Source organism: Shewanella morhuae, from assembly GCF_900156405.1.
Lineage (GTDB): Bacteria > Pseudomonadota > Gammaproteobacteria > Enterobacterales > Shewanellaceae > Shewanella > Shewanella morhuae.
This window is the reverse complement of record NZ_FTNN01000010.1, coordinates 146,102-160,608: the sequence shown is the minus strand read 5'-3', so window position 1 is coordinate 160,608 and position 14,507 is coordinate 146,102. Positions and strand designations below refer to the sequence as shown.

At 44.5% G+C, this 14,507-nt stretch carries 13 protein-coding genes and 1 pseudogene; 5 read left to right on the top strand and 9 right to left on the bottom strand.

What is annotated here, in order from left to right; translation table 11 throughout:
- The coding region (locus BW947_RS13085; RefSeq protein WP_143562247.1) for a transposase at window positions 1-270 on the bottom strand (270 nt) is incomplete at its 3' end.
- 235 nt (window positions 271-505) lie between these two features.
- On the opposite strand from BW947_RS13085, the gene BW947_RS13080 reads away from it, so the two are divergent.
- The 3 genes from BW947_RS13080 (at window position 506) to BW947_RS18645 (ending at window position 1,475) form a co-directional block, all read left to right on the top strand.
- Window positions 506-748, top strand: coding sequence for a DUF4177 domain-containing protein (locus tag BW947_RS13080; RefSeq protein ID WP_076500262.1), 243 nt, complete (start codon window positions 506-508; stop codon window positions 746-748).
- Between the two features lie 2 nt (window positions 749-750).
- Window positions 751-954 (top strand): membrane protein insertion efficiency factor YidD, encoded by a 204-nt coding sequence (yidD, locus tag BW947_RS19085; protein WP_076500261.1) that lies wholly within the window; start codon window positions 751-753, stop codon window positions 952-954.
- Window positions 955-1,085: 131 nt separating this feature from the next.
- The gene (locus tag BW947_RS18645; protein ID WP_143562246.1) at window positions 1,086-1,475 is read left to right on the top strand and encodes a hypothetical protein; all 390 of its coding nucleotides are present in this window, start codon (window positions 1,086-1,088) and stop codon (window positions 1,473-1,475) included.
- Between the two features lie 408 nt (window positions 1,476-1,883).
- Here the strand turns inward: BW947_RS18645 and atcC are convergent, their stop codons facing one another.
- From atcC to ppk1, 6 genes and pseudogenes are all read right to left on the bottom strand, one after another.
- A complete protein-coding gene (gene atcC / locus BW947_RS13070) occupies window positions 1,884-2,780 on the bottom strand; it encodes a cold adaptation protein AtcC (protein WP_076500259.1) in 897 nt (298 codons plus the stop codon).
- An 11-nt stretch (window positions 2,781-2,791) separates the two neighbouring features.
- Window positions 2,792-3,550 (bottom strand): cold adaptation protein AtcB, encoded by a 759-nt coding sequence (atcB, locus tag BW947_RS13065; protein ID WP_076500257.1) that lies wholly within the window; start codon window positions 3,548-3,550, stop codon window positions 2,792-2,794.
- A pseudogene (atcA, locus tag BW947_RS13060) lies at window positions 3,550-4,077 on the bottom strand (cold adaptation protein AtcA). The gene atcB and the pseudogene atcA overlap by 1 nt, the downstream one beginning before the upstream one ends.
- A gap of 22 nt (window positions 4,078-4,099) precedes the next feature.
- On the bottom strand, window positions 4,100-4,384 hold the full coding sequence (gene atcJ / locus BW947_RS13055) for a cold adaptation protein ActJcold adaptation protein ActJ (RefSeq protein WP_076500256.1): 285 nt from the start codon (window positions 4,382-4,384) through the stop codon (window positions 4,100-4,102).
- Window positions 4,385-4,641: 257 nt separating this feature from the next.
- Complete coding sequence (gene ppx, locus BW947_RS13045) at window positions 4,642-6,177, bottom strand: exopolyphosphatase (RefSeq protein WP_076500253.1); 1,536 nt, start codon at window positions 6,175-6,177, stop codon at window positions 4,642-4,644.
- A gap of 42 nt (window positions 6,178-6,219) precedes the next feature.
- Window positions 6,220-8,391 carry a polyphosphate kinase 1 gene (ppk1, locus tag BW947_RS13040; protein ID WP_076500251.1) on the bottom strand — a complete coding sequence of 724 codons (2,172 nt, stop codon included), beginning with the start codon at window positions 8,389-8,391 and terminating at the stop codon, window positions 6,220-6,222.
- Window positions 8,392-8,618: 227 nt separating this feature from the next.
- Here ppk1 and yegD point away from each other — a divergent pair, with 227 nt between their 5' ends.
- Both yegD and BW947_RS13030 read left to right on the top strand, forming a co-directional pair.
- The gene (yegD, locus tag BW947_RS13035; protein WP_076500250.1) at window positions 8,619-10,085 is read left to right on the top strand and encodes a molecular chaperone; all 1,467 of its coding nucleotides are present in this window, start codon (window positions 8,619-8,621) and stop codon (window positions 10,083-10,085) included.
- Between the two features lie 34 nt (window positions 10,086-10,119).
- Window positions 10,120-10,605, top strand: coding sequence for a CreA family protein (locus BW947_RS13030; RefSeq protein WP_076500249.1), 486 nt, complete (start codon window positions 10,120-10,122; stop codon window positions 10,603-10,605).
- A gap of 199 nt (window positions 10,606-10,804) precedes the next feature.
- Here the strand turns inward: BW947_RS13030 and BW947_RS13025 are convergent, their stop codons facing one another.
- Entirely contained in the window at window positions 10,805-12,004 is a 1,200-nt protein-coding gene (locus tag BW947_RS13025; protein WP_076500248.1) for a cystathionine beta-lyase, read from the bottom strand.
- Between the two features lie 311 nt (window positions 12,005-12,315).
- Window positions 12,316-14,475, bottom strand: a complete 2,160-nt coding sequence (pdsS, locus tag BW947_RS13020; protein WP_076500272.1) for a proteobacterial dedicated sortase system histidine kinase — start codon at window positions 14,473-14,475, stop codon at window positions 12,316-12,318.
- Window positions 14,476-14,507: the final 32 nt, after the last annotated feature.

The following is a 14,507-nucleotide window of genomic DNA, read 5'->3' as shown; positions in this document are numbered from 1 at the left end:
AGCCTTTTTTAGGATTTCTTTCTCAAGGTTAATACGCTCAATTTCTCGTTTAAGTGCCCTTATTTCAATCTGCTCAGGCGTCATGGGTGAGGCTTTAGGAGCAAGCCCTTTACGTTCAACCTGAAGTTGCGTTACCCACTTACTGACCGTTGATTTACCTACGTTCATGGCTTTGGCAGCCGCTTCTTGTGTATAGCCCTGGTCAATGACTAATTGGGCAGTTTCGAGTTTAATCGCTGCGCTATATCGAGCACGTTTACTTTTATTCATTTTGTCACCTAAATTCGCTATGAATGAGATCATAACATTTCTTATTAGGTGGCCAAATTCAGTGTACCACTAAACACCAATATATAAAAGATCGTTACGATTGCTGATAACATTTAACAAGCCACTTAAATTCATTCCAACCACTAAAAGCGTGGCCTACACCTGACTAGCTAACGCTCGCAATTTAGCGGAGCGTTATATTTCTTAGTAAGCATTGTACAAAGGAGTTAAACGGATGTTCGAGTACAAAATGGTACAAATCCCACCAAATATAGCTGTTCAGATGAAGGCTCACAAAGGGAATGAGGCAGCTGCGTATCTTGAAAATGTTGTAAATAAATATGCGTCTGATGACTGGGAATTTCAGCGTGTAGATAGTATAGGGGTTCAAGTTCAACCTGGCTGCATGGATTCGCTTTTGGGTAAGAAAACCGAAAATAGTAGTTACTATGTGATTACGTTCCGGAAGGAAAAATAATTTTGGTTTGGCTCTCTATAAAGTTGATTCTAATGTATAGAGTCATAGCGCCAACAAGGCTAAGAGAATCATGCTTATTTGAGCCCACATGCTCTGAGTACGCGATTATCGCTTTAAAAAAATATGGATTTCTAAAGGGGTGGTTTCTTTCAATCAAACGTATTGTAGGCTGCAAGCAACCCCATGGTGGGGTTGATTATCCTTAAATAAAATAAGGAGAATCAAAATCGCCCACAAAGTAACGTGGGCTGAACTTTGCTATTGTTCAACTTATTTTGGAGCTTTAACCCATACAAATATTAATTCGAAACACGCCAATTAACGTACTGGCTATATCATGCTTTTGTCCCAAAGCGTGCTGCGTAACGCTTTTAAATCTACAGATTACGCGAATGCACGAAAGGTGAGCCATGGTGATTGGCGAGACGACCGTCCGCCCCATGGACGGGGCGGTCGAGCATCCAAGGATGGACTGGCTGCGAGTCGACGAGCAAATACTATGGCAAGCCTGTGTGAGTGGATATCAGCAAACGCTAAACTGCTAACAACTGAAATTACTGATCCCAAAACACTACTTTTCAACACATTTCTGTCCAAAAGCGTGCGGCGTATCGCTTTAAATATACAAGTTATGCTAGTGCGCAAAAAGGCGTGTCATGGTGATTCGCGTGACGACCGTCCGCCCCATGGCCGCTTTTTGGCATCCATGCCATCGCGGCATTTGTGAATCCTTTCACATCAGACGGGGCGGTCGGGCATCCACGGATGGACTTGAACAACATCCTTATTTAACTGCCAGTTCGCCGTCCATGGCTCTCGTTCATAAGCTCAGAAACCCTAGGTTTCTATTCACCGTGTCGATGAGTGAATGACATGGCAAGCCTTTATGAGTGGATATCAGCAAACGATAAGCTGCTAACAACTGAAATTACTGCTCCCCAAACACTACTTTCCAACACCTATCTGTTCCCAAAGCGCTATCAAGCTCTACGCTAAAACCACTCAAAACTGAGAATGAGATGCTGAAGGTTGAATTGGGCATGAAACAAGACAATAAAAAAGTGCTTTATTTTTCAATAAAGCACTCATTTCTAAGCTATTCAATCATTAATCAAATTACTAAATTTATTAATGATTAAAGTGATATGTAGAGTGGCCAGCCGAGGAGGCCGACAAGACCTTCTTTGTATTCGAATCTTTCTAAGCGCTCGGGTGAGGCGTCGCTGAGTAAGAGTTCGCGATAGCTTTTCGCAAAGTGCAGAGTACGCAGCAGGGCGGGAGCAAAGTTTTTACCGAGATCTTTACTGATGGTTTCAGCGAGTTCTGCGGGTAATTCTGCTAACGCTTTCTGGGTTTCCAATTCAATATGCTCACGGGTAAACCACTCATCTTTTAGAGTGATTTTGCCGATACGCTTTTTCAAATCCTGCCTGACTTTGGCGCCATCAAACAATAATCGATACAGTACCACTTCGGCTAATACACTCTCTAGATTGAGAAAATCTAGCGGGTCATAGCTCGATTGCGCGTAAAATTGCGCGAATAAAGCTCCAATTGACTGTTGGCGCTGATGCTCAAGTAGGGCATCTTGATAGGCTTCATAGCCTAACCATTCTTCTGCATCTGGCGGGCTAGACACTTGTTCAAGCAAGAACTTATCGACATCACCGTACAGTGACTTGCCGTTGACGAGTTTATGCTTGCTGACAGTGCTGAGCATGCTCCAGCCTTTTTGAAAGCATTTGACTACGCCATCGGCGCTGAGCAATAAACGTATTGCTTGCTGCGGATTTTGGCTGGATAACTCCAGCAAGCCAAGACTGACTACGCCAATCACATCGTGCGCTGCTTGTTCGAGCAGGTGCATTTTGTATTTGTTGTAAAATTTATCGGCCAGTTTGAGGCTCATCAAAATAGCTTTGGATTTGATTTGTGACAGCTGTTCATCGCTCAGCGTGTCGTCTGCTTGGCCTTGGGCTAATACCTTGCTCAGGTAGGGCCCTTGATCTACATCACGCAGTACCAATTGCATCAAATAATTCCTTAATCCAAAAAGCTAAACATATCATCGACTTCAGCGTATTCATCCGTCACTTGGTTTTTCTCTTTGGCTTGAATTACCAGTTCGTTAACAAACTTACTGATGATCATTTCCCAACCTGAGCTTTCGTTACGCAGTAAACTCTTGATGGCTTTTTCAACATCGGGCGCGAGCTCGTGGATTAAGGCCATTAGGCTGCGTGGGTCGTCTATGCTGAGGCTGTGAGTATCTTCACTGGCAACGCGGCTGTCGTAGCCGATGGTTTCAGTGTCTTCTTCGTCATCATAGAGATCGGTGTAGCCGTCTTCATCTTCATGCTTCTCGCCTAACATCATTTCGATGAACGGGATCGATAAGTAAAAGAGGCCAGCAGGATCGTCGGCGATACATTCTAAAATGGCAGTTTGTTTTTCTTCGCTATCCTGGATACGAATTAAATAGGTCAAAAAATCAAAGGTATGCTGAATCAGTTCTTCGGCATTGTTTTTAATTTTTTCTTCCCAGTACAAAGGCTGTTGACAGACGATGTCGCGAATTTGTTCTGGCGTCATGAGTTCAGACATGATCGAAGGGCAGGAGATATCATGGTGACTGTTGATTTGTGTCAGCGTGACGATATCCATGTGTTCGATAACTTCGACTAATTGCGCGTCGCTCATGGTATTGGCGATGATTTCAAAGCGTTTACTGGCTTGTTTTGGCTCTACATCCGCTAACTGCTTAATTTCAGCGACGGTAATCTCAATGAGACTAGTGTTCATTAGCGGTCCTCGTCATCATAGTGATCGTAATAGCCATCTTCTTCTTCGCCTTCATCATCATCGTCGTTATCAGACGTGCCAACATAGTCGTTGTCATCATCTTCATCGTCGTGATGCTTTGCTGCTGGTATAGCTTTACCTTGAGTTTCAAGTAAATACAATACGGCGCAGCTTTCTATCAATAAGGTTTCAGAGTAACTGCGTACGGCCAACACCAGAGGTAAATCGGCATTGTTAAAGCCAATAGTGACTTTGAATTCATCCCACTCGGGTTGAGTTGCCGTATTTATCCACTGTGCCCACTTGAGCTTAGCTTCAGCGGGAAACTTAATTCGACCATAAAGTGCAACGGGCAGGTACTCAGGCACAGTATCGAGTATCTTAGGATCGGCTTCTAACACCTTTTTGATTTGGCTAGTAAATTGCTCTAGCGCTTTAGGTGTATCAGGATCGTCTTAGGATTCGATATTGTCGTAGGCATTATTTTTTAGCTCATTAATGCGTGAGATATTCAATTTTTTAACCATTTGGCACTACTCTAGAAAACGCTCAAGGATAAAATTGGTCCCACAGCTCGCGCATGGCGCTGGCGGGATCGGTCACTATTACGTTATTGAAATCTTTAATAAACGCATTTCGTCGCTTAGGATCTGACAACACATCATAAGCATTTTTAACGCGTTCAAGTTGTATGGCAGCTTGCTGCTTTTCCTCTTCTGAGGCGCCTAACAACTTGTCGGGATGATATTTGTTTGACAGCCGTCGATAGGCTTTTTTAATGTCGTCTTCTTTGGCACTGGGTTTTATGCCGAGCACACTAAAGTGGTTAATCATGCTTATACCTACAAGGCGATGGTTCTGATATCGCAAGATAAAAAGGGTTTGACTCTGATCATCTTTAAATTCGTGGAATTATATCAGTCAGCCGTGGATCATAGCAGAAATCCCTACTCAGCGGCAAACGCGCGAGCAGGAATTTATGCTTTAGTGGCAGGTAAAAATTCTTTTAACTTTAATCTGTTGCGACTCATTACGTTAGCACGCTGTTATGTCGCTTAAATCTTGTATCCAAGTCAGAATTACACCTAATGCTAACTTAAGCTCGATACTAAACGTAGGTTCATCCCAAGGGTGAGCATTTGTTTTTGTTCACGCTGTAAGTCTTTCATAAATAAGCTGATTTTTCGCTTGTGGCTTGGTAGTACTAGCATCAGTCCATCAGGAATGACCTTGATATGATCTAAGGTCAGCGTTTTGGCGATACGACCCAGATTAAGTAATATTGCGAGCCGTAGTAGGCATAGTAGTCGATTTAATGTGAGTTTATGGCTGGGCTCAAGCTCAGTGAGCATCAAGGCATTGGGCTTTTTTCGATGGTTGCTGATAAGCCGTGCTAAATCTAATTGTAATGCTTCGCTAAACCCAGGCAAGTCACTGTTACTGATGATATAGCCACCGTGTTTATGCAAAGACTTTGAATTAATGTGTAGCCCAATTTCATGTAAGGTTGCGCTGTAGGCGAGTAGGCGCGCGTGCGGCCTTAATTGCCAGTCATGGGCTACCTGTTCAAACAGCGCCATAGCGGTATCGCGCACCTTAGTGGCGTGGGCCATATCGATATGATAAAGCTGGGCAATACTATCAACGGTGCGGTGGCGAATATCTTGATACTGGCCAATTTTTGCCAGTTCATAGAGTACGCCTTCACGAAGGGCGCCTGTGCTAAATTCCAGTTTATGTATTGGTAAGCGCCTAAAAAAGCTGATTAAAATAGCTAGGCCGGCGGGCACTAAAGGCGTGCGTTTATCATCAACATGGGCAAATTTTATCTGGTCAATATGGCCACATTTTATCAACTTGACCTTGAGTTTTTTTAGCCGTGACAGTGTGATGGTTTCATCGACGTGTTCTTCTTGAATCGCTTCGCAGATGGCTTTGACGGTACCTGAGCTGCCTAAGGTGAGCTCCCATCCGCCGGCAAAATATTCCTTTGAGAGTGAGGCAAACTGTTTATCGGCCGCGCTTTGTGCATCACGAAACGAAGCTGAGGTAATACGGCCATCGGTAAAAAAACGTTCATTAAAACTCACGCAGCCGCAGCGCAGGCTCGATAATTGTGTTGGGGTATTTTTATGACCGATCACAACCTCGGTAGAGCCGCCGCCTATATCTATGACTAAATTACTTTTTCCAAGCACTTGGCTTTGGGCAATGCCATTATAAATTAAGCGCGCTTCTTCATGGCCCGAAATCACTTCTACCGGATAGGGTATAATAGCGAGCGCCGCTTGGATAAATTGTTCGCGATTTTTGGCAATTCTCAGAGTGTGAGTCGCGACTAAGCGTACTTGGGCTTGGTCGAGATTAGAAAATCTTTGATTAAAATCTCGTAGGCAGTTGAGGCCACGTTCAATGGCTGCATCGTTAAGCACATTGTGTGCATCGAGCCCCGTTGCGAGCTGAACCTGTTGTTTTTCTTTGTGCAAAATTTGCAAGCTGCCATCTTGCTCGCGGGCAATAATAAGATGGAAACTGTTTGACCCCATATCGATGGCGACAAAATGGTTCGAGGCTGATGGTGTCAACATGTTAATTGGTGACTGTGTTTGCGAATGAGTAGCGCCCAATCAGATTATCCTTAAGCAATGGCAGTGAAATAAAGTCAGCATTTAGCCAACGTTGGCCTGTAACTGTTGATTTATATCGGGCGCAGCAGAGTCATCTTGCTGAGCATCCTCATCATGGGTTTGCTGTTGTAAGGCATTGAATTCTTGCTGTTGACGCTTTTCATAATTAATCAAATACTGATAAATGGCAATTTGAGAGCGTACTTTTCGCTTGTTACCACGATTGCGATAAGGATTACTTTGATCCTTATTGATGATGCGAGCTTTAGTATTGTCATTGAATTGTAATGATAAAATATCCATGACCATCTGTTTTAAGCGCAGATCATAAATAGGTACACTTACTTCAACACGATTATCAATATTGCGGCTCATCCAATCCGCGGAGCAGAGAAAAAGTTTATTTTCGCCGCCGGCATGGAATAACATCACGCGGGAATGCTCGAGGAATCGGTCTACAATACTGTAAATTTCGATATTATCGCTGATCCCCGGAATTTGAGGAATGAGCGAACACATACCACGAATCAGTAGCTTGATTTTGACCCCAGCTGCGGATGCTTCATACAGTTTTTGCACCAACGACTCATCGAGTAAGTTATTTAATTTTAAGGTGATCGCTGCTTTGATATGGTTTTGAGCATTGATGATTTCATTATCAATCAAGCTACTGAGTTTTTGTCTGGCATCGTAGGGCGATACGATTAAGTGCTGGAAGTTATCGCGGCGATATGGATGTTCAATGAGATCAAATACTTGTTCAACCTCTTGGGCAATTTTTTGATTGGCGGTAAACAGCGATAAGTCGGTATACACTCGCGCCGTGCCCTCGTTAAAGTTGCCTGAGCCGACGTGACAATAGAGTTTAATTTCCCCTTGTTCTTCGCGGCCAATTAAACACAATTTAGAATGCACTTTTAAGCTGGTAATTCCGTGATGAACCTTCACGCCCGCTTCGGCCAAGATGCGTGTCCACTCAATATTAGATTGTTCATCAAATCTAGCTCTGAGCTCGATAACCGCCGTAACCTGCTTACCGTTTCTCACTGCATCGACAAGCGATTGCACCACATGGGATTTTTTAGCTACTCGATATAAGCTAATGCGAATAAAACGTACCGCAGGATCATATGCCGCTTGGCGCACCATTTCGGTAAAGTGCGAAAACTTATGATACGGATAGTTAAGCATAATATCGCCCATCCGAATGGCATCGAAGCTGTTGGCACAGCGGCCAAAACCTGCACTATTGAGTGCGGGTAGCTTTTCATTTTCGAGATAATCTCGGCTTGGGTTTGGAAAAGCAATAAAGTCTTTAAAACTGTGATAACGCCCACCAGGGATCAAGCATTCGGTCGAGCTGATGTTCAAATTATCTTTGAGCATAACCAACATATGTTCAGGCATTTCTTTGTCATACACTAACCGTACCGGCTCGGCGGTGAGACGTTTTTTAAGGCCTTTGGTCATTTTTTCGAGCTGAGTTTGCTCTAGCTCGTCGGTGATATCAAAATCGGCATCACGGGTTAATTTCATTGAAAATACTTCAATGGCATCGTACTCGAAGAAGGGGCCAAAGAGCTCATCTACGCAATGGCGAATAATATTGTCGAGTAAGATTAAATACTTTTTTGTTTTACTCTTTTCAGTCGGGAGTTCGATAAAACGCGGTACATTTTTAGTGGGCACTTCGACTAGGGCATATTGGCGGCGCGCTTTAGTAAATAAACAGACACACAGATAGGTGGCATCATCGTTGATTTGTTTAACTAAACCGCGGTTATTGTTGACAATAAGCGGGGCAATATGTCGTTTTAAATGGTCTCTAAAATGCTTTTTTAGCCAGTCGCTGTGAAACTCGCTTAGCTGTTTTTCATTGATTAATAGAATATTACGCCGTACAAGCTCGCGCATTAAGTCCGTGTATATGCCGTCGAACCTTTCTTGCAGCGCCATCACTTTAGATTGAATTTTAGCCATTAAATGGCGGCTGTTACTGCGACCTTCCTGTAGGGATGAAAGCAGCATTGAGCGCCTAACCGAAGCGACACGCACCCTGAAAAACTCATCCATATTATTGGAGAATATACCTAAAAAGCGCACTCGTTCCACTAACGGTACATTATGATCGCAGGCTTCTTGCAACACTCGCTCGTTAAAAGATAGCCAAGAGAGTTCTTTATCAATCGAAAGTTTGTCGGTATTGGGGGGCACTGCACAGCTCCTTTAAGCAAGCGTCATGGCGCGATATACAATAACACTCATCCGTGTTTGTGCAATCAGCTTTAGGTGATTAAATTTGTTGTGGTATTAACGCTACTCCTAGCTTTTTGTTAGGTGAAACTTGATGGTGTAACGTGGCTAATGGTGCACGTTAACTCCTTGGGCATTATTGCAAACTATGCTATTGTGCTCGGCTTTTTTATCGCGGGAGTAAAGGTATGTTTGTTGGATTTGATTATGGAAGTGCTAACTGCGCCATAGGGATTATGCAGGGTGATACTGTGCAGTTATTGGCCTTGTCAGAGCAATCAGCTTATTTACCTTCGACCTTATATGCGATGGACAGAGAGCTCATCGCCGAGGCAGTTTATCGCGGTCTTCCTACTGAATTTAAGGCCGATTACGCTAATAAACGTGCCGCGCAAATAAGTCGCGCCCGTATGGTGCGCCACGAGTTAGATCTCGATGCCAACACCCAAGCGGTCTTTGTTGGTGAGCAAGCGGTAAGCGCCTATTTAGACATGCCGGAGGAAGGGTTTTATGTCCGTTCGCCAAAATCTTTTTTAGGTGCAACGGGTTTAAGACCCGAACAGGTTGCCCTGTTTGAAGATATTGTTACCCTGATGATGATGCATATTAAAGTGCGCGCCGAATCGATATTGGTTGAAAAGGGTTTGGCTAAACCCGGCGCAGAGGCGACAATTACCCATGCAGTGATTGGTCGCCCAGTGAACTTTCAAGGCATAGGCGGCGAAGAAAGTAACCGTCAGGCAGAAACGATTCTCACCTTAGCGGCGAAACGTGCGGGTTTTATCGGCGTTGATTTTTTGTTCGAGCCGCTAGCGGCAGGAATGGATTATGAAGCGACCTTGACCGACAACAAAACCGTGTTGGTTGTTGACGTGGGCGGCGGTACGACCGACTGCTCAGTAGTCAAAATGGGGCCAGCTCACAAATATAAAGCGGATCGCAGTGAAGATTTTCTCGGTCACAGCGGCCAGCGAATCGGCGGTAACGATCTTGATATCGCCCTTGCAATGAATGCTTTTATGCCGCATTTTGGTTTAGGTTCGTTAATGATTAATGGCAAACCTATGCCCAGTAAAGCATTTTGGAATGCTGTGGCGGTGAACGATATTAGCGCCCAGCGAGAGTTCAACACGTTAAGTAGTCGTAAACTGATTGATGAATTGATTAAAGAAGCCGAGCAGCCACAGTTACTGAAGCGATTGTTAAAGGTGCAACAGCAGCAGTTAAGCTATCAACTGGTTCGCCAAGCCGAGCGTGCGAAAATTGCGCTGTCAGATACCGATAATACTGATGTTAATCTGGATTTTATCGAAGCGGCGCTGCACGCGGATGTGAGTCGTGAATTGTTTGAAAATGCCATTGAGCCGTCGCTGACAAAAGTGGAAGCCCTGATGCACCAAGCGCTCACGCAAGCTGCAAAAACTTTGGCAGCAACAAATGTCGCGGTAAACTGCTCTGCAACAGAGGATTTATCCGCTGAAGCAGAGTGCAAACCCGATGTGATTTACGTGACGGGTGGCACGGCACGAAGCCCTGCGATTTATGCGAAAATCAGCGGTATTTACCCTGATATACCTGTCGTGGTTGGTGATCATTTTGGCTCAGTAACGGCAGGGCTAACCCGCTGGGCACAAAAGCTATTTGCTAAGCACTAACATATAAGCAGCACTAACGTAAAAGGATGTATGTATGAGAACACGACTTAAGTGTGCGTTTGCGGTAACGGTGGGTTTATTACTCGCTGGCTGCGGTGACGATGTGGGTAAGGTGAGTCTAGGGCTTTTTACCACCAAAGATGTGATTATTGATGCGAAACAAGATCCTAAAATCCCAGGCGTAACTTGTCATATTAGTCGTATTGAGGCTAATTTAGATTTTGCCGATCCCTCCGACATGAGCATCAGTTGCCGTCAAACAGGGCCAATTAATGCAGCCGATCTCGCTAAGATTGACATGGGCAAGCACGGTGAAGTGATTTTTACTGAATCCTTAAGTATTTTGTTTAAGTCATTAAAAGTGCGCCGAATTTATGATGCGCAAAACCAGACGTTGTTGTATTTATCCTATTCGACCAAAGAGACTAATGGCAGTCATAAACATGCACTCTCAACCGTGCCGCTTTATGGCTCGGCGGCGTGGATCGATCCTGCGTTAAAGGTGGGTAAAGCGAATTAATCTAGGCTCATTGAATAAGTTAGCTTTATTTATTAGCCTAAATATTTACAGTAAACAGAAATAAAAAGGGGCGGAATATTGATTCCGCCCCTTTTTTTATATGCGAGCACTTGCCACTAAACCGCTTCGTTATTCAGCTAATCACCTAGTCGGTTGTAGGTAATAGGTAATAGGTAATTACAGCGACGTTGAAATATGGCTACTTCGCTTTAGCCGCCAACACGGCATTAAAGCGTTCAAAGCCTGCGCTGAGATCGGCAATTAAATCCGCGGGATCTTCTAAACCAATATGCACACGAATTAACGGTTTACTTGCATCCCACTGCGTTGCCGAGCGGATTTTATCAATGCCAAAAATACCAAGTATTAAACTCTCGTAGCCGCCCCAAGAGAAACCCATTTTAAAGTGATGCATATTTTCAACCAGTGCGGTAACTGCATCGGCGTCGCCTTGTTTTAATACAAAAGAGAACAAGCCGTTTGAGGCACTAAAGTCGCGTTTAAAAAACTCGTGGCCGGGGCAGGTATCAAAGGCTGGATGCCGTAGATGATCAACTTCTGGCCGAGTTTTCAACCAGTTGGCAACTTGTAGGGCATTTTTTTCATGTTGCGCCATACGCACGCCTAAGGTGCGCAGGCCGCGGGCGGCAAGATACACATCGTCTGGTGAGGTGGTTTGCCCCATTAAATAACTGTGTTCACGTAATTGTGGCCAGTATTGTTCATTGGCGGTGGCGGTGCCTATCATCACATCCGAGTGACCAACGATATATTTGGTTGCCGCTTGAATCGAAATATCTACGCCCATTTCAAAGGGCTTACTATTGATGGGTGAGGCCCACGTGTTGTCGAGCATAGTAATCAGCCCATGTTCGTGGGCGATGCGGCATAACGTTGGCACATCTTGCACTTCCATGGTGATAGAACCGGGAGACTCTAAAAATAACACTTTAGTATTGGGGCGGATAAGCTCGCTAATTCCAGCGCCAATCAGCGGATTGTAATAGGTGGTTTCAATACCAAAACCGCCGAGAATATGGGTACACAAATCTCGCGTTGGCTCATACACGCTATCAACCATTAATAGGTGATCGCCCGCTTTTAAAAATGACAGTAATGCAGCGCTTATCGCCGCCGCGCCAGAAGGATAAAGTGCCGTGCCTACGCCGCCTTCCAATTCGGCAATCGCCGCTTGAAACGAAAAATGAGTTGGAGTACCACGGCGGCCATAAAACATTTCGCCATTAGTTTTGTTTTTAGCGGCGTGGCGCATTTCTTCCATCGTTTCAAACACAATAGTCGAAGCACGAAAAACGGGCGGATTGATTACGCCTTTGGTCCATTTTTTATCTCGACCTAAGCTGACAATTTGGGTGGCTTGATGAGGTTTATCTGTCATTGGAGAATTACCTTGGCATGTAGGGTGAACAAATCAGTTAGGCAAGTTTTGAAAAACACTTACGCTTAGAGAACACTTAATTCTTTTGAGACAAGCTACTTTCAAAAGCAGCGACAAGAGAGTGTAATCTGTTGTTATATTGGCCATCTTAGCATTTGCACGCCAAAATGACAGGAGGCGTGGTGATGAGTTTGACTCATGTTATTGCCTCCGGCATGTGCGATTTTAAGATAAAAATCGCCCGTGCTGCTGAGTAAGCGTAATGGCTGTTTATCTGCGCCAATATTAACTTTTACCCATGCACAGCCATTTTAGCTTAAAGGCAGCGTCACTAGAATATCTACGCCATTACGCTCACTACGATTACGGGCGAGGATTTGTCCCTGGTGAAACTCAGCAACTAATCGGGCGATATACAGCCCTAAACCAAGATGGGGTTTGTCTTGGACTTGATTTATCCTTACCGACACCATGGAGTCAAAAATCTGCTCCGACATATTAAGTGGGAGTTCTGGCCCTAAATTACTAATCAGCAATGTGGCTTGCTTGCCGACTTGGGTGAGCGTGACTTCGATAGCGCTGTCTTTATCGCAAAACTCAATCGCGTTGGCGATAAGTTTGTCCATCAACTGCGCTATGTATTCGGGCACGCCTTGCATCATCAGTGGTTGTTCAGGCACTTTTACACTAAAGCGCTGTTCTGGATAGGTCATTTGATAACCTTGCATACAACCACTAACCACTTGGGAGAGTGGGAATTTACAGATATCAGCTTGAGTTAAACTCTGCTCTAAGCGGGTTGCTTCGCTCATATTATTTAAAATCATGCTTAAACGACTAACACCTTCTTGGGCGCGGTCGACATATTTCTGCGTGTCTTTATCTAATGTTTGCAGATTTAAATGCTCAAGGGATGAACGCACAACGGCTACGGGGGTGCGTAGTTCATGGGACAAGCGTGATGACATATTTTCTAAATAGTGTGTGTATTGCCCTAAACGTCCAACGATGCTGGAAAAGCTGCGTGATAAATCGCCAATTTCATCCCGTGCTTTAGATGGCTTGAGGTGATTGCGTACTCGACCTTGGCTATCAATGGCATTTTCTGCTTCATCGCGCAGTTTGCGAATACGATTTGAAATACTTGAGGCGAAGAAAAATAGCGCTAAAGTGCCCATGCTCATAATGGTTAAAATCACGTTAAACAGTTTTTCTAGCGCACGGTTACGTAGTGAACGGATGCCGTGGGTAGTTTCTTCGGCGACAACCGCGCCCATCACATTGTTGTCAATCCAAATTGGACTGGCGGCAGTGAGTACGACGGCTTTATTATCTGGAGTTAAACGCCACGTTGAACCTTGCTGACCCGCGAGCGCCTTTTGGATATGACTACCGTCAAGTTCAGTCGAGTCTTGTAAGGCATCAATAAAATCTTTGGGCGGTTTTGTGAGGATTTTATAATACAGTGGACGCAGGTAATCGCGCTTGAAGGTTTGCCATAACGTGGTGCTTTTTTCATCCTCTAAAGTGCGAGTCCACACACTATTATTTGCGCGAATATCGCCCGATTTAGCCAGTACGCGGCCATGTTTATCGACTACCCATATACGTGAGCTGTTATGGCTCATGCCCTTGATAATACCTTCAATTTCAGGCGACGGTACCAATACTGTACCGAGGTTATCGACCGTATCTAAGGCTGAGGTTCCGACTACAGCAACCACATCGCGGTATTTACTGTCGTTAACATCAGCAATGGCAAATCCAAGCTTGCTGCCGACCATGTTTAAAGGGATGCGCAGCTCGATATTGTAACCCACATCGGTAGTCGCCCATTGGCCTTGAATACGCACCTCTGGAGTGACGGGCACCGTTTGTTTAGGGTTAGCGGGTAATTCAAATGCGCTAATCCAACCCGGTTGCGTAGTGGTAATGATATAGCGTTTGAATTTATTGTCCGGTGACAGAGTCGCAATCGAGAGATGATCGTTTCTATCGACACTTAAGGCATTTTTCCCACGAAAAACGACGCTTGGGTCGATGACCTGAAAAAAAGCATATAGATAACCATCGTACTGGCCGACCATGTGGGTAAAACTTAAGGTGAGTGGTGTATTTGGGTTGGCGCGCATGATTTGATGCGCTTCACCGTATTGTATAAATCGGTGCTGATACTCCTGCCACTCGTTGAGTTTACCATCGAGTAAAATTGCTCCTGCTAATGGATAGGCATATAAATCGCGGCTTTTCTCTACTTGTTTTAAAAAACTCGCCTGTCCATCAAATAATTTAGGCCGCTCGTGTAGTGCTGTAGCCAGTGCTTGAGTTGTGCCCTCTAATGTGCGTTCCTGACCGTGGCGTAGATATTTTTCCATTTCCCACACGTATTGATACCCCAGCCAAGGTAGGCAGAGCAAAAACAGGCTAAGGCCGATGACTTTAGTGCGAAGACCAAAGGGGAAACGTATCATCATTTAGGTATCAGTATTTATAGAATTAAAGA